The sequence below is a fragment of the Paenibacillus polygoni genome (genome assembly GCF_030263935.1).
Taxonomy (GTDB): domain Bacteria; phylum Bacillota; class Bacilli; order Paenibacillales; family Paenibacillaceae; genus Paenibacillus; species Paenibacillus polygoni.
Window position 1 is genome coordinate 3,321,565 of the sequence record NZ_CP127162.1, and the last position, 16,769, is coordinate 3,338,333.

The window sequence follows — 16,769 nt, forward strand, 5'->3', positions numbered from 1 at the left end:
TCTATTCTTCGTACTCTGTAAAATCAACATTTTCTACAATCCAGCGTTTACGCGGATCTACTTTGTCACCCATCAGGGTGGATACTCTTTTTTCTGCTTTTGCTGCATCCTCGATCTGCACTTGCAATAAGGTTCTGGACTCTGGATTCATTGTCGTTTCCCACAATTGATCTGGATTCATTTCACCAAGCCCCTTGTATCTTTGCAGTTCGAAACCTTTTCCAAATTCTTTTAAATAATCTTGCAGTTGTTCGTCAGTCCATGCATATCTTGAAGTCTGCTGCTTACCGGATTTACGGGAAATTTTATAAAGCGGCGGCTGAGCAATATAGACTCTGCCTGCATCAATGAGCGGTTTCATGTAACGATAGAAAAATGTAAGTAAGAGGACCTGAATATGCGCTCCATCCGTATCGGCATCCGTCATAATGATAATTTTGGAATAATTGCTGTCTTCTACGGCAAATTCTGTTCCAATGCCTGCACCAATTGCTGCTGTAATGGCACGATACTCTTCATTTTTCATAATGTCGGCAAGTTTCGCCTTCTCGGGATTCATCGGCTTCCCTTTTAGCGGCAATATCGCCTGGATCTTCGAATCTCTTCCCTGTTTCGCGGAACCGCCGGCAGAGTCTCCCTCAACGATAAACAGTTCGTTTTTTGTAAAATCTTTGGACTGAGCTGGAGTCAGCTTGCCTCCTAGATTCGAACTTTCACTGCGTTTTTTGCCGGTACGCATATCGTCTCTTGCTTTACGAGCAGCCTCGCGTGCTTTTGATGCCTGCACTGCTTTTCTAATCAGTGTCTGTGCAACTTGTGGATTTTCTTCTAAAAACCGCTGTAAATTCTCGGTCACGACCTGATCTACTGTACTTCTGGCTGATGCGCTTCCGAGCTGGTCTTTGGTCTGTCCTACAAATTCAACTTCAGACATCTTGACGCTGATTACCGCCATCATGCCTTCTCTTAAATCATTACCTTCTAGATTCTTATCTTTTTCTTTAATCATACTTGTTCGACGAGCGTAATCATTCATCACCCGTGTGTACGCCGTTTTAAATCCCGTTTCGTGCGTACCTCCGCCTCTGGTCGGAATGGAGTTTACGAAGGAAGCTATGGTTTCGGTATAACCCGCATTATATTGAATCGCAATTTCGACTTCGATATCATCCTTTTCCGCATTGAAATGGATAACTTCATTTAAGACGTCTTTGCCTTCATTCAAATATTCAACAAACTGCTTTGCTCCGCCTTCGTAATAGAACTCATCCATTTTGCCTGAACGATCATCCTTCAGCACGATCCTGAGACCTGAGTTCAGAAAAGCAATCTCCTGAAGACGCTCGGACAATGTATCATAGCTAAGTGCAATTCCGTTTTTGAATACCCTGCTGTCCGGTTTAAATGTCACTTTCGTTCCGGTACGGTTCGTATTTCCAAGCACCTCAAGCCCTGTTACCGGTTCACCGACATGCTCTTTCCCTTTCTTGTCTACCCAGTATTCAAAGCGCATCCGGTGAATTTTACCTTCACGATAAATCTCAACTTCAAGCCATTCAGACAAAGCATTGGTAACCGAGGCGCCTACTCCGTGCAAGCCACCCGATTTTTTATATCCGCCACCGCCAAATTTACCGCCTGCATGGAGAATCGTGTATACGACCTGAGGAGTAGGTACTCCTGTCTTGTGCATCCCTGTCGGAATACCGCGTCCATTATCAGTAACGGTAACTGAACCATCCTTATGTAGCGATATTTCAATTTTATTACAATACTTAGCTAAATGTTCATCGACAGCATTGTCGACAATCTCCCATACTAAATGGTGCAAGCCTGAATTACTTGTGCTACCAATATACATCCCTGGTCTTTTCCGTACTGCAACAAGTCCTTCCAGCACCTGAATATCATCAGCGCCATAACCGGCTTCTATATCTTTGCCGGAAACTCCAGCAGATAGATCCATTTCCTGGGCCATAAATGCTCCCCCTCTTATGCCTTCACTCATTTATGAATGATCACACTTTTAGAATATTAATATATTTCACAGTACAAGCGGATCTTCTCTATAGAATTCCTTCAAAACATCTATAGACAAATTATGGAAACCTATTCTGTTTTTACCTTAAAACTCCGAAAAATGCAAACAGATGTTTTCTTATCCTTGTCCATTTTAATTCAAGATATCCCGTTTCGTAAAGACAAGGAATGAAACAACCAGTGCAAGGAGGCCCCAAACGGTAAGAACTCCAAGTGAAAATACCAAAGTCATTCCCTCAATCGGCGGCAAAGTGCCCGATAAGTAACCGGTGAGACCAAGGTTCACCATGAATAAATATTTGGCCGTGCTCCAAGACGAAGCCATATTCGTTAAAATACTTCCTGCAATCAGTGCAGCCATCATAATGACAATACTCGCAGAAGTACTTCTTACTAGAGTAGACACCATAAAAGACAGAATCGCAACGATGATGCTGACAAACCATAAAAGCCCAGACTGCATTAGTAAATACTTCCACTGGGGCACCATATGAACCTTTGACATATCCACATCCGAACCATGGATTTGAAAACCGGTAAAGATGGGCATCGTAAATCCTTTATATCCAAAAAAGAGCCCTGCTATAAGATAGCATATAACAAATACAGCAAGAACAAGAAGAGAAACGAATAAAAATAAAGTGAGGAGTTTACTTAATAGTATTTTCCATCTCCGAACAGGTCTCGTTAGCAGCATTTTAATCGTTCCCGATGTTCTCTCTCCAGATACAAGATCTGAAGCCATTGCAACCACAAGCAAAGGAATAAACAAGTTTATGGAATTGTTCATAAATACTCTTGTAAATGTAACCCCGCTAGGCTCATTCGGATTGAGATCATGCTCAAGATAATACTGAAGCTGCTGAATATAAATTCTGCGATATTTCTTCCATTCCTCTGGTACCCGGTCACTTCCGAGTGAATTCTGATTATCCGTGATTGCTTGCTGCATTTCAAGCCGCCAGTCATTTCCAAACTTTTCGCGTTTTGATTCAGACTCTTTCATCTGAGCATAGGTAAACATCGGCGTTAATACAAGCAAAACAAGTATAATCACGTAAAATCTTTTTTTCTTGATCATTTTAATGGTCTCGTTCTTAACCAAGGGCAAGAGACTATTCAATAGATTCACCTTCTGTCATTCGTAAAAATAACTGTTCAAGTGTAGGATGTACCCTTTGTACTCCCTCCACTTTTACTCCCGCAATGACCATGGTTTTCACCATTTGTGATACGAGCTCCTCCGGCATCTCAGTAATGATCGCATTAGGTCCGAGATTTGCGATCAACGTGTCATCTAACATGGTTGTATCTCGCAGTCTCTTAATTTTCGGATGATTCGTTAACCAGCGAGCTCCCTCATCCAGTGGATTTAAGTTCCAAACCGTGATATTACTATGTTCTCCAATTAGTTCATCGACTTTACCTACCGTGAGCACTTCACCGTTATTAATAATAGCCACTCGGTCACACAGAAGCTGAATTTCACTAAGCAAATGACTGCTGACAAGAACGGCTAAACCTTCCTCAGCCAGTTTTTTAATAAAAGCCCTCAGTTCCTTGATCCCTTTGGGATCAAGACCATTCGTCGGTTCATCTAATATAAGTAGTTTTGGATTTCCTAGAAGCGCTTGAGCGATACCTAAGCGTTGGCGCATCCCCAAAGAGTATGTGCTCACTTTATCATGTATTCGCTGATCCAGTCCCACTGTCTTCGTAACATCATAAATCCGCTCCTCCGTAACGTCCGGAAGCATTCGTGCAAAATGTTCTAAATTCTCAAACCCTGTTAAATAATTATACATCTCGGGGTTTTCGACTATAGATCCTACATACCTCAGTGCTTGCTCAGGTTTTTGGTGGACAGGGTATCCACATACCTCCACAACCCCTTCTGTCGGTTTAATCAAATCAACAAGCATTCGGATGGTCGTTGTCTTACCCGCTCCATTTGGACCTAAAAACCCGAAGATTTCGCCAGCATGCACTTCAAAAGTAACATCTTTTATAATCCACTTACGCCCTATCTTTTTTTTCAGATGCTTTACAGATAATACGATTTCCTCTGACAGATATTCACTCATCGCCCATCTCCACCTTTTTTCCATGCCTGTCAGTGATGCCAAGCACCTCTACAATTCGTTCTGCCATCTCTTCATATCCCTGTGCATTCGGATGAAAATGGTCACTGGCAAGCAGCTGCGGCACATTGTTCTCAAACAGGTCAAATGTAGGCGCAAGCGCCATCTGATCATAGGTGCTTATCAGCTCAAGCACTTTACTGTTCCATGTGGTTACTACAGCATTCCCAACTTGTTTCAGATCTTTCAAATCATTAAAAGGATTATATAAACCAACATAAACAATCTTGGCATTAGGATTAATCTCCGCTATTTTTTTCAGCACGTTTTCGAGCGAATCGGAAGCTTTGGTTAAAAGCTCAAAGAGTGCAGCCGTGTCCGGGATATTGATATCTGCCGCTTGACCCGCCTGAGCACCTTGAAACAGATCATTTGCACCGATGGAGAGCAGAATAAGGTTAGATTGTTCGAGCGTATATTTCACCCCTGCTTCATCTAGCTCAGGAAGAAGTTTTTCCGCTGTAAGTCCGTTGATCGCTAAATTTGCTGTAACTCTAACTTCTTTTCCATCTTCTTTAAGCATACTGACAACCCGGCGAACAAACCCCTTTCCCTCATCATCTCCTGTCCCTTTGGCAAGCGAGTCACCAATAGCAGCAATTTTAATTTCTGTAGATTGTTCGATAGGGGAAGTGGTAGTTGTCTCTTTTTGTTCAGATATAAAATCAGTGTTACCTGAAGGGTTCACTATATCCTGAACGGCTATAATAAAGCCATAAATAAGTATGCATGTCACAATGATGGATACCGTACTTACAGTAATCCAAATTTTATTTGATGACTTCACAAAAACATTCCCTTCACGCTGTATTTACTTACAGTAACCATAAAACTTCCCGTCCTTATTTGCAAATCAATGCCCTCTCCTCTTTACTATCTGCCATTAAATGAAAAAAAAGACCTCCAACAATCGTGGAGATCTCAAAATAACTTCAAAATAGAATAGCACCTAAAAAAATATGGCATCTTGCATGTAAAGGTAAATCATAAGGTTATGATATTAGTCAAAGGTTAGAAATGTATTATTTTCCGACAAAAGCTTGCACCCAGTACCCGTTAACATATCCTACACCAATCAATGTAAAATTCTTATTCATGATATTTGCTTTGTGACCTGGGCTGTTCATCCAAGCTTTTACTACTTCTTCAGGTGTTTTTTGCCCTTTGGCAATGTTTTCACCCGCATATTTATAAGTGATACCAAACTTCTTCATCATATCAAATGGAGATCCATAAGTGGGAGACGTATGACTGAAATAGTTGTTATCATTCATGTCTTGGGCTTTGGCTACCGCCATTTTAGTAAGATTCGTGTGAATAACAAGCGGCTTGAGGCCAGCCTTTTCACGTTCTTTATTTACCAGTGACACGACTTCTTTTGCATAAGCAGATACAACAGACGAACTGCTTTGATCTTGACTTGTGCTGTTATTGCCCGTGCCACTGCTTGAATTGTTATTACCCGAACCTGATTGGGGTTTTTGTACGGTCCCTCCTATGTAACCATTCTGCTGCAGCCACTGCTGAATATATTTGCTATAACTTTGACCTTTTTGCGTAGATAGAGAATGAGCGGAAGCAAGTCCTGCTCCGGGAATCAACATTCCAGCTGCAAGAACAGCGGAAAGACTTCCTGCAATGATTGTTTTTTTAAGAACGTTCTTCTTCAAAATAATTCAACTCCTACTTTAATTATTACAATTTTGTAACTGTAATGATTAGGATTATATCAGCACTTTTTGAATTTGTTAACCCGTAAATAATGGAAATGGTTAAAAAGTCGTAACTTTTTGATAGAATAGCATCAGAATCGCTTTGTAATAAAAAACACAGAAAAATATTCCAAATTAAACGATGATATAACGAAATAGAAAAAACATAAAAAAACAACCTAATGGAAAAAGCCATTAGGTTGTTCATTATTTTTAAGTATGAATTCATTAAAAATGGAGTCTGTCTCGTATATATAGATTACAGCGACTTGCTGAACCGATACCCATGTTTGATAAAACCGATATGCTCGTAAAATGGATATGAGGATTTATGCTCATCCCGATTGCCTTCGATGATAAGCAGTTTCTCGCTTCCATGTTCACGTGCCCAACTCTCAGCCAACTCCAGTAGTCTACGCCCAATTCCTGCACCTCGGTGTGAATGACGGACGATAAGGGAAGTAATTTGTGTTGCTTGATTACGACTTGCATGAGATTGGATACACTGCAATCCTAGTAAACCAACGACTACCTTATCTACTTCCGCTACCAACATACAAGCTTTCTCGCTCGTTTGACTCATCTGAATGCGTTCCCTCATAACTCCAGGGGTAGCTGGATATCTGACCTCATGCATCAGACTCGTTACCGCATCCACATCGTGCAGTTCGCATGCTCGAATCGTCAGTACTGGGGCCTCTACATTACTTAACATGGTTAACCTCCACTTTCAACATATTTGCGGCTTGTTTTGCCGTATCTCGTGCTCTCTCTACATCGGGTGATGCACTTAATGCTACTGCCATTCTTCTTCCTACTTTAGTCTCAGGTTTTCCAAACAAACGGACCTGAGTTCTTGGTAAAGATAGTGCTTCAGACACGCCAAGAATTTTGTAGGATGATGTCTCTAAATCTGCTTTTAGTGTAGCAGAAGCTCCGGGTGTTAACAACTCCACACCGGTAACTGGAAAACCAAGTATTGCCCTTACATGGAGTGCAAATTCAGATAGGTCCTGCGTAACCATGGTTACCATTCCGGTATCATGAGGACGCGGAGAAACTTCACTAAATACAACTCCATCCTTCGTTAGAAAAAGTTCAACCCCAAATAAACCGTAACCCCCAAGTTTATCTGTAATCCTCTTAGCGATTTCTTTTGCTTCATTCAGCTGCTCTTCGCTCATCGGATGCGGTTGCCAAGATTCTATATAATCCCCATCTTTTTGGATATGTCCAATAGGTGGGCAAAATACCGTGCCAGATACAGAACGGACAGTCAGCAGGGTAATTTCACTTTCAAATTCAACAAATGCTTCGACAATGACTCGAGTCGATTTTGCTCTAGCACCCTCCAAGGCAGCATTCCAACTAGATTCAGCATCCTCATAGGTACGGCATACACTTTGACCTTTACCTGAAGAGCTCATCAGCGGTTTTACCACACATGGAGTTCCCAGTTCACGAACTGCGGCTTGCAGTGTTTCCAGACTATCAGCAAATCGATAAGCAGCAGTAGTAATACCAAGTTCCTCTGCTGCCAGGCGCCGGATTCCTTCCCGGTCCATCGTCAGTTTTGTTGCTCTAGCGGTTGGAACTACACGAAATCCTTCTTCTTCAAGCTGAATTAGTGCATCGGTTGCAATTGCTTCAATCTCAGGAACGATTACGTCGGGTTGCTCTTTCCGGACGATCTCTTGTAACAATTCTGCATCGAGCATATTAATACAGTATGACCTATGGGCGATTTGCATCGCAGGAGCATTATCGTAGCGATCAACTGCTATGGTCTCCACACCAAGTCTTTGGGCTTCGATAATGACTTCTTTTCCTAACTCTCCGCTGCCAAGCAGCAGCAACTTTTTGGCTTCAGCCGAAAAAGGAGCACCCCACATTCTCTCCCATCCCCCTATGTGAGAAATCTATTACATTTCTCTATTTTCAGGGTTATTGCGGCAGAATGCAAGAGTGCTCGACTTTTTTCTTGTGAATATTACATGGATTTTCGTTTTCTGACGATCAAAATTTACAAAAATCTGAATTGTGCTTCAATCAATCCATTATAAATTCCTTTTTGTTGGATTAGCTGTTGATGATTTCCTTGTTCTTTAATTTCACCATGATCCAGCACAATAATATTATCTGCATTCCGGATTGTCGAAAGACGGTGAGCGACCATAAAGGAAGTTCTTCCTTTTAGAAGCACTTTCAGTGCTTCTTGTATTTTTAGTTCTGTCTCTGTATCAATACTCGCGGTTGCTTCATCAAGGATTAAGATCCTCGGATCTGCCAGCAAGGCTCTCGCAAAGGACAGCAGCTGACGTTGGCCCATGGATAATACATTTCCCCGCTCTTCCACTTCTGTATCATATCCGCCGGGAAGTTTCACAATAAATTCATGAGCATTAACCGCTTTTGCAGCTGCCTCTACCTCTTCATCGGTCGCATCCAGGCGCCCGAACCTAATATTATCCCGAATGGTACCGGAGAAGATAAAGGTATCCTGAAGCACAATACCAATTTGACTTCGCAGACTGCGAATCGTCACATCCCTGATATCATAACCATCAATCGTCAGCTTGCCATCTGTTACATCGTAAAATCTGCTAAGCAGATTAATAATCGTACTTTTACCGGAACCAGTATGGCCAACGAGTGCAATGGACTGCCCTGCTTTGACGTCAAGATCAATTCCTTTGAGCGCCTGACGTCCTTTTTCATATTCAAAAACAATATGCTCGAATGTAATATCGCCTTTGATTGGAGGAATTGGAACTGCATTTGGCTTATCCGCAATACCAGGTTCTTCATCCATAAATTCAAAGATACGTTCTGAAGATGCCATCGCGACAAGAAGCTGATTATACATCTGGCCTAACCGGTTAATCGGATCCCAAAAGTTTCCGACATAGTTAGCAAAAGCGACCAGAAGACCAATACTAAGTTCACCCGATTGGATAAGAAACGCTCCGTACCAGAATAAGATTAAGGAGCCTACCCCGCCTGTTATTTCAATCAGCGGTCCAAAGGACTGGTTCATTGTCGAAGCTTTATTCCAAGATTTACGGCTCGTTGCATTCATTTGGTCAAAGAACTTCATGTTCTCTTCTTCTTGTGTATAAGCTTGAGTCACACGAATCCCCTGAATGGATTCATTAAGATGTGAATTAATTCGTGAATTTTTCATACGTACATCTTGCCATGCGCGGCGGATTCGAACTCTCAGTTTCGTCGATATTAGGAACATGACCGGCACGGTTAGAATCACGGCGAGCCCCAGTTTCCAGTTAATAAAGAGTAAAATGATCATAATTCCAACGAGCTGAACGCAGTCAATCATCAGGTTAACAACCCCGTTGGTGAACAAATCTTGCAAGGAGTTGATATCGTTGGTGATCCGAACCATTACGGAACCAGCTGGTCTTTTATCAAAAAAGGAAAATGATAATTTCTGTATATGTTTAAATAAATCCGTTCTAAGGTCGTAAATAACCCGTTGTCCTATGATATTCGTATATTTAATTCGGTAAGTAGCTGCTGCCCACTGAATAATATATAGAAGCAAAATCCCCCCTGCAATAAAGTATAGCAGCTTGAGACTCGGTGACCCTTCAGCCGGTGCAATCGCTTTATCGATGGCAAGACTCGTCAGGTACGGCACGGTCAATTTTGTAATGGTTCCAAGGATCATCATAACTATAACGATCGGCAGTAACTGTTTTGCATAAGGTTTCATATACGAGAACAACCGAGTGAACTCGCCCCAGTTAAACGGCTTCTCGATTATCTCATCATCTTGATAGACAAATCGTTCTTGGTTTTTATTTTCCTTTGCTCTTGGAATCTTCTTGCTTTCTGCTGCTGTATCTGCACTCATGAGTTCACCTGCTTTCCGGGTGCCTGCTGCTCACGAGCGATATGATCCGCATACTGAATATGATAGACATCTTGGTATTGACCAGGAACTCTAATCAGTTCGTCATGCGTTCCTCGTTGAACTACGTGACCTTCATTCAGCACCAATATTTCATCCGCATGTCGTAATGAAGAAATTCGATGGGCAATAATAAATGTTGTTCTTCCTCGCATCACTTCCTGGAATCCTGACTGGATTTCATGTTCTGTCTCCATATCAACCGCACTTGTCGCATCATCAAGAATGAGGATTTTGGGATTCTTAAGCAGTGCCCTCGCGATCGCAATTCTTTGCTTCTGACCGCCGGATAAGCCCATTCCCCGCTCACCAACAATCGTGTCGTAGCCAAGTGGCATCTCCATAATGAAATCATGAGCTTTAGCAAGTTTAGAAGCGCGAATGATCTCTTCCATAGACACGTCTTTTAAACCATAAGAAATATTATTACGAATACTGGATGAAAACAGGAACGTCTCTTGGAATACGGCCGCTATTTGGCTGCGTAAACTTCGAATGTTGATATCCTTAATCTCCATGCCGTCAATCTTGATGGAACCTGAATTAATATTATAGGCGCGCATTAACAGCTGAATAATCGTGGATTTACCCGATCCTGTCCCTCCCAGAAAACCAATAACCGTTCCCGGTGGTGCATCCAGATTAATATCTGTAACAGCAGCTATTTTGTTTCCGTAAGCAAAGGTCACATGCTCAAAAGAGACATGCCCCTTCACCTGCTCGGGCGCAAGAACAATAGAATCCTCTGTATCCTGAACATCAATAGGCTGATTAAGTAACTCCAGTACACGTTCACCGGAGGCTTTGGACTGTGTATAGTTATTGATATGGAAGCCAATATTCCACATTGGTCCGATTATGTACCAAATTAAACTAAAGAAAGCAACAAGTTCGCCTAATGATAATTCTTCTTGTATGACTAATCTGCCGCCAACAACAAGAAGTAAGATGACACTCATGGAAGCCAGAAGTTCCATAATAGGGAAAAACTTAGCCCATAATGAAGAAGCAAAAATCTGATTCGTCTTGTAGCGTTCATTCCGTATGGAGAACTTATCTACCTCATGCGGCTCACGAGCAAACGATTTAACGGTACGCACTCCTGTCACGTTTTCTTGAACCGCGGTGGTAAGTGAACTCATTGCGAGCCGCATCTCCTGGAAAGCAGGGTGTATTTGTGTTTCAAATTTTAGAGCAACCATCACAAGAATCGGCATGAAGATCATTGTGATTAAGGTCAGCTGCCAATTAATGGAGAACATCATAATCGACCCAAACAGAACCATGAGAACCATATTTAAAATCTGGGCAAAACCAAACCCGATAAAGTTACGAATGGCTTCGAGATCACCGGTTAGCCGTGACATCAGATCCCCTGTCTTAGCCGTATCATAATAACGGAAAGACAAAAACTGTAGTTTTTCGTAACATGCATTACGTAAACGATAAGCAAGATAGTTACCAAGCCTAGCGCCAAAAAAGCCGTGCAAGAACTGCAATGATGACTTTAAGATGACCACTCCGAGTACGGTTAGGGCAAGCATGGGAACGCCTTCAAAATTACGAGGCGTTATCATATCATCAATGAGTACCCTCAGTAGATTCGGGTATATAAGCCCGAGTGCAGTCGCTAAGGCCAAGCAAAGTATTGATAAAAACAACAAAATACGTTTGGACCAGAAGAAGCTCTGCAGCTGCCTGAGAACATCCATGTTTCTCCTCCTTCAAAATATTTACTTTTTTACGAACATTAATGAAGTTTATCACCGCATTACCAACCCGGCAAAGCGAGAATCAAATCATATTTCGCCTTCTTTTCGTTTGATTGGGCATTAACAGGAATTAATCACCATCTCTCAATTAAATGGTCAGCAATCCTCCCCTATTCAGGGTCATAGGCGCAAAAAAACACCCCCGCTGCGAAAAAAGCTTTGGAAGGGTGTTTTCTGTACTCTTAAATATGTGATTCCTGTTCGAGTGAAGATAATTTTTGAGCAAGCAGGACTAACTTTTCTGAATCATCTGCTAAATCCAGCGCTGCAACTAGTCCAGTAATATTCTCTTTCCACTGCTCACTGAGATCAAGAGAAACCTCATGAAACGATGTCCGAATAAGTGATTGATAGTAGTCTTTAAGCAGTGACTCATTCCCCAGTAACTGTTTACTAATGAATTGTTTTAGCTCTGGCTCAAGGACTTGCTGCATTTCTTTTCTACCATTGCCTTCAAAAAAGGATTTTGGGTTTTTGAAGTATTTCCAAAACAGTTTGAATTCTATCCTCTCCTGTTCTCCCCCAGGCCGTAGAGACGGCGTTTCCCATTCCTTTGATAAACGGACCGAGAGTGTGATGCCTGGTGTAAGCGAACTGAGCTCTTCAGCCATTTCCTCTGCAGCGAAAGTCACCAGCTGTTTTCCTTTGTTCTCTAACCTTATGGAAGTTGCAAGGAGCTCTTGCTGCATTTCAAGATTCAGCATTCGAAGCAGTTCCCGGCCGGATGAGATAAATATGGATTTCAGGTCACCTGCGTCTTCTCGAAGTACAGAGGGGTGAAAGGCTTCGGACATAAACTCTGAAATGCGGTAACCAATACGCTGACCTGTATGGAAAATTAATTCCTGAGTTTCCTGCGCGATCTCGTGGTCTTTTGACTGATTTGATAGCCGCTGAAGAAGCTGCTCCCCCTGTGCAAGTGCCTTTTCTAGTTCTTCTTTACGGCGCTCTCTGACTTCTGCTCCCTGATGCGCATCTTGCACCCACTGTTCTACTCTTTTGCGGGCAATGTGTATCTCTTTATTTGCTTCAAATAAGGCAATATCTAGTAACTCTTCTCCGGCAAATGTGCTGAATGCTTGTTCAAATTCTGTAAAACCTGACTCAGCGAGCTTGTCTTCATTCCCCGCTTGTTTAGCATCCAAAGCTTGCAGACTAGAAACAGCATATAGGTGGGGAGACCGTACCCCATTTTGTTTCAGTTTCTCACTGACATGCTCTTTAACTAGTTCTAATTCTTCGGAAGAAGCTGCAAGATCGGCGGCATTGATCACAAAAAACATATTATCAAGGGACTTCGTGTCTTTAACCCGGCCCAGTTGATTCAGGAACTGCCTGTCACCCTGAGAGAAAGCATGGTTGTAATACGTTACAAACACGAGAGCATCTGCATTCTTCATATAGTTAAATGTAACTCCGGTATGCCTTGCATTAATGGAGTCTGCTCCCGGTGTATCTACGATAATGATTCCTTGATTGGTTAGATTACAGCTATAATACAAATCAATGGACTCTACGAAACATGATTTCGATTCTTCAGCAACATAAGCACGGTATTCTTCCATATTCACTATAAAAGATCGTCCCAGCTTGGACAAAGCATCATCATATCCACTGGCAGCTGCCTTCAAAAAACTATAATGCGGGCGGCCCGCCGGATGTACTTGCTGCGGAGTTACCGCACTCACGGCTGACCTCCATGTCTTCTCTTCTGGAACACCAAGTCCCAGCAGATTAAAAGAAAACGTCAGATCTGCCCAGATGCTGGCTTGGGATTTCATCGTCACTTGTGCTGTCCGGTGCGTCATGCCCTCTGGGGGCGCCATAATCCGGTTTATCGCTGCCGTGGTTGGATGCGGTGAGACCGGGAGTACTGCCTCGCCAAGCAAAGCACTCGCAAATGATGATTTGCCGGCGCTAAATGCACCAAACAGAGCTAAAGTGAATGTTCCCTTATCAAAAGATGCCGCGCGTGTATTCAGCCCACGTACTGCTGAGTTCATAGCGGAATAAGGGGCTAGATGAGCTGCGGCCTCGCGTAATCTAGCTGCAGCCGCAGATAAACGCTCATACCTGCGAGCAGCAAGTGCCGGTCGCTCTTTGCGCATAGTCAGGGAACCCGCCTGCACGGAGGCCGTAACATTACGATCTACACCAGTTTCCGTTAGATCTGCTGCTTGTTCCACCGGAACAGTCCTATGAGTGACCTCTGGTAATTGATCCGAGCTCCATGTTGTCACTTCCGGGAGCATCATACGCACTGCTGCAGCCGTATCCAGAATATCCTGCTCCAGCTGGGATAACTGATCAGCAGCCTTATTTTTCACATCCAGCTGTTTTCTTTGTTCCTCTAAAGCCACAAGGAGGGGTACATTTTTCTCAGCCAGTTCATGAAGCAGATCATCTGCCAATGCAAGAGCGGATCTCCGGTAGGATGCAATGAGGTCTGCCCGCAGATCTTTACAATAATTAAGTACATATTCCCCCGTGATCTGCGTATCAGGCGCTTGGCGTTTCGTAATCAATTCTATCTCGGGAGTGTACAGATTCGCTTCTAGCTTCTCGTTCCACTCTTCTTTCCAGAGTCCATGAGACTGCCCGAGCTCTCTTAACAGGCTCCGAAGATGGAAGGCAATTTGTCCATCTGCTTGTCTCGAAAATAGATTCCAAAATTGCTGCAGACGCGCCTCTTTTTCTTGCTCCGTCTTCCCTGAACTAAATAAAAAACCAACTTTAAACCCTGGGCGCCGGCTTTCTAGATAACTCTCGGCAGCTGACCTCACGTCTGCGGGTGTGATATTGGCTGAAGACAGCAACTGATCTGTCTCCGTTCGAAATTGTTTTCTTTCTTCCGCTGTCATTTCCCTTATCTGTGCAATCTCTTGATTAAAGCGTGCAGTCTCTGAAGCCAGTCTTGCCGCCTCTTCTTCTCCTCCAAGCTCACTTCGTATCTGTTCTTTCCTAGTTTCATGCTTGACTTCCCAGTTCTTGATGAATTCTTCTCCGACATGACGTGCTGACGAGGCAATACTATGCTGAATAAGATCTGACCTAAGCTCTGGAATGGTTTTAACCAGCTCAACTAGCTCATTCCACTGATTATATGGATGATCTTTTTGTTTCAACGTCGTAAATAAGAGACCCGCATAGGTGACTTCCCACGCAGCAAACACATCCTCTACCGCACTCCGGTACGCTGAGAAGCTAAGCTCTTGTTCACGATGTTTATCAATCTGCGTCACAACTAGATAAAGGGGCTTACCCCAATCGGACAAGCTTTTTGCAAAAGATAAATTATTCTCCGATTGCACATGGTTATAATCCATCACATAGAAAACAGCATCTGCCAGATGTAAAGCTGAATCCGTTGCTTTCTTGTGAGCATCGTCGGTCGAGTCTACACCAGGTGTATCCAGTAAAGCAGCATGCTCTTGCAAAAGGGGGACCTCATCCCACACCTCAATATAAGAGTACTGTTCACCATTCTTACAATACTCATCTAATTCTTCAGGCATTGCTACGATAGGATTCCTTTCCTCGGAAGAGATTTGTCCTCCCCCTTCTTGGAACGTTTGATATATTTTAGCTAACTTTGGTCCATTACGAATAGCCACTATATTGGCGCTCGTAGGTACAGGACTTGCTGGGAGTACTTTTTTTCCACATAGACTATTAATCAAGCTTGATTTACCTGCTGAAAAATGACCGCAAAAAGCAATCGTCACCTCATCTACGGATGCTTTCTGAAGTAAATCTTCCATGGCAGATGATGCTGTCTTGTCTTCGTGCTGAATAAAAAACTGTTGCAGTTCTTGTAAACGCTCTCGCATTTCTTCATTCTGTCTGCTCCTGTGTGTCAGCATGTCCTAGTCAGGCTCCTTCTCAACTATTCTTTTCAACCAAATATGTACATTTTATCACTCAGAACTGGAGATTTGAACCTAATTTCGCAAAATCTTTCCGAATAAAAATAAAACCGACTCCCTCGCTCGATAAGAAAGATCACTTTCTTATCGAGACGTGGGACTCGGTTGATTCGCTGAATCATCCGCTTTAATCGAATACTCAGCTAATTTGATTGGGTTTTAGACATTCATTATTGAACTGCATTCTCAAGCGTAGGAAGCAAGATTTCGAATACTTGTCCATGCTGCAGAATGGTGATATTTCTAAGCTTATCTTTCATTACAACCACTTCAGTTTTTTGAGACATACGCTCAAGATAATGCTCAGGAACATCGCCGGAATGACTTACTGTAATTCCTTCGATTTCTTTTTCCTCATTTTCACTCATTTCAGTTGTCACTACTTCTTCAAAAATATCAGAAAAAGCGTCAAATTTGTCGGTGTACACGGAAATGCATTTCATTTTTCTCATCCTCTACTATTCGTTTACTATTTTCTTTAGGTTAAAGCAGATGATCCTCGTTCCTTATCTTTCCTGATTTGGGACGTTTTCATACGCTTCTTCCCTTCACGACAGACGTCCAGAAGCGGACAGACCTGACATTTAGGTGACTGTGCCTTACAATGATATCGGCCAAAAAAGATGAGTCTGTGATGGGTGATCGTCCATTCATCCATGGGTACTCTTTTCATGAGCTTTTTCTCCACTTCAAGAACGGAATCTTTCCATCCTGCAAGGCCCAATCGTTTTGATACACGCTCTACGTGGGTATCCACTGCAATTGCTGGAACTCCAAAAGCATTGGAGACTACCACATTTGCCGTTTTCCGCCCCACTCCTGGTAATTGGACCAGGCGATCATGTTCACTTGGCACTTCTCCTTCATACTGCTCTATCAAAATACGGCACATATTCTGTATATGCTTCGCCTTGTTGCGATACAAACCGATTCTTCTGATATCTTGTTCCAATTCTTCTAAAGGAACAGCAATATAATCTTCAGGAGTTTTATATTTTTGGAACAGGTCCACTGTCACTTTATTTACCGTTTCATCGGTACACTGTGCAGACAACAAGACCGCAATGGTAAGTTCAAATGCGTTGCTGTGCTTTAGTTCACAATGTGCATCGGGAAACATGTTTGCGATCGTATCAAGAATGTGACGTACAGTCGCTGCATTCATTGATGAGCTTACCTCCTACAAAAAAAACGTCTTGATACGGCTAGTCCGTATCAAGACGGTCATTCTTCTTACTGCTTAAAGA

Annotated in this window: 12 protein-coding genes; all 12 read right to left on the minus strand. The window is 42.7% G+C overall.

Annotated elements, in window-relative coordinates; genetic code table 11:
* Position 1: 1 nt before the first annotated feature.
* Complete coding sequence (gene parE / locus QPK24_RS15875; RefSeq protein ID WP_285742699.1) at positions 2-1,978, minus strand: DNA topoisomerase IV subunit B; 1,977 nt, start codon at positions 1,976-1,978, stop codon at positions 2-4.
* A gap of 195 nt (positions 1,979-2,173) precedes the next feature.
* Positions 2,174-3,163, minus strand: a complete 990-nt coding sequence (locus tag QPK24_RS15880; protein WP_285742701.1) for an ABC transporter permease — start codon at positions 3,161-3,163, stop codon at positions 2,174-2,176.
* Positions 3,156-4,124: an ABC transporter ATP-binding protein gene (locus QPK24_RS15885; RefSeq protein ID WP_285742703.1), complete on the minus strand. Its 969-nt coding sequence runs from the start codon at positions 4,122-4,124 to the stop codon at positions 3,156-3,158. The genes QPK24_RS15880 and QPK24_RS15885 overlap by 8 nt, the downstream gene beginning before the upstream one ends.
* Complete coding sequence (locus QPK24_RS15890) at positions 4,117-4,968, minus strand: GDSL-type esterase/lipase family protein (RefSeq protein ID WP_285742705.1); 852 nt, start codon at positions 4,966-4,968, stop codon at positions 4,117-4,119. Before QPK24_RS15890 ends, QPK24_RS15885 begins: the two co-directional genes overlap by 8 nt.
* A gap of 235 nt (positions 4,969-5,203) precedes the next feature.
* Positions 5,204-5,851 (minus strand): CAP domain-containing protein, encoded by a 648-nt coding sequence (locus QPK24_RS15895; protein WP_285742708.1) that lies wholly within the window; start codon positions 5,849-5,851, stop codon positions 5,204-5,206.
* A 301-nt stretch (positions 5,852-6,152) separates the two neighbouring features.
* On the minus strand, positions 6,153-6,608 hold the full coding sequence (locus tag QPK24_RS15900; RefSeq protein ID WP_285742710.1) for a GNAT family N-acetyltransferase: 456 nt from the start codon (positions 6,606-6,608) through the stop codon (positions 6,153-6,155).
* Positions 6,598-7,785 (minus strand): formate-dependent phosphoribosylglycinamide formyltransferase, encoded by a 1,188-nt coding sequence (gene purT, locus QPK24_RS15905; RefSeq protein WP_285742713.1) that lies wholly within the window; start codon positions 7,783-7,785, stop codon positions 6,598-6,600. The genes QPK24_RS15900 and purT overlap by 11 nt, the downstream gene beginning before the upstream one ends.
* A gap of 131 nt (positions 7,786-7,916) precedes the next feature.
* Positions 7,917-9,767, minus strand: a complete 1,851-nt coding sequence (locus QPK24_RS15910; protein WP_285742715.1) for an ABC transporter ATP-binding protein — start codon at positions 9,765-9,767, stop codon at positions 7,917-7,919.
* Positions 9,764-11,536: an ABC transporter ATP-binding protein gene (locus QPK24_RS15915; protein WP_285742717.1), complete on the minus strand. Its 1,773-nt coding sequence runs from the start codon at positions 11,534-11,536 to the stop codon at positions 9,764-9,766. The genes QPK24_RS15910 and QPK24_RS15915 overlap by 4 nt, the downstream gene beginning before the upstream one ends.
* 242 nt (positions 11,537-11,778) lie before the next feature.
* Positions 11,779-15,459, minus strand: coding sequence for a dynamin family protein (locus QPK24_RS15920; RefSeq protein WP_285742719.1), 3,681 nt, complete (start codon positions 15,457-15,459; stop codon positions 11,779-11,781).
* A gap of 233 nt (positions 15,460-15,692) precedes the next feature.
* The gene (locus QPK24_RS15925) at positions 15,693-15,965 is read right to left on the minus strand and encodes an NAD/NADP transhydrogenase alpha subunit (RefSeq protein ID WP_160031980.1); all 273 of its coding nucleotides are present in this window, start codon (positions 15,963-15,965) and stop codon (positions 15,693-15,695) included.
* 35 nt (positions 15,966-16,000) lie between these two features.
* Positions 16,001-16,687 carry an endonuclease III gene (nth, locus tag QPK24_RS15930; protein ID WP_160031981.1) on the minus strand — a complete coding sequence of 229 codons (687 nt, stop codon included), beginning with the start codon at positions 16,685-16,687 and terminating at the stop codon, positions 16,001-16,003.
* Between the last annotated feature and the right edge of the window lie 82 nt (positions 16,688-16,769).

Excerpts from the sequence above, each read along its gene's own strand:
- parE (WP_285742699.1), bottom strand. The coding sequence starts at position 1,978 with ATGGCCCAGGAAATGGATCTATCTGCTGGAGTTTCCGGCAAAGATATA.
- QPK24_RS15885 (WP_285742703.1), bottom strand. The coding sequence starts at position 4,124 with ATGAGTGAATATCTGTCAGAGGAAATCGTATTATCTGTAAAGCATCTG.
- QPK24_RS15900 (WP_285742710.1), bottom strand. The coding sequence starts at position 6,608 with ATGTTAAGTAATGTAGAGGCCCCAGTACTGACGATTCGAGCATGCGAA.
- purT (WP_285742713.1), bottom strand. The coding sequence starts at position 7,785 with ATGTGGGGTGCTCCTTTTTCGGCTGAAGCCAAAAAGTTGCTGCTGCTT.
- QPK24_RS15910 (WP_285742715.1), bottom strand. The coding sequence starts at position 9,767 with ATGAGTGCAGATACAGCAGCAGAAAGCAAGAAGATTCCAAGAGCAAAG.
- QPK24_RS15915 (WP_285742717.1), bottom strand. The coding sequence starts at position 11,536 with ATGGATGTTCTCAGGCAGCTGCAGAGCTTCTTCTGGTCCAAACGTATT.
- QPK24_RS15920 (WP_285742719.1), bottom strand. The coding sequence starts at position 15,459 with ATGCTGACACACAGGAGCAGACAGAATGAAGAAATGCGAGAGCGTTTA.
- QPK24_RS15925 (WP_160031980.1), bottom strand. The coding sequence starts at position 15,965 with ATGAAATGCATTTCCGTGTACACCGACAAATTTGACGCTTTTTCTGAT.
- nth (WP_160031981.1), bottom strand. The coding sequence starts at position 16,687 with ATGAATGCAGCGACTGTACGTCACATTCTTGATACGATCGCAAACATG.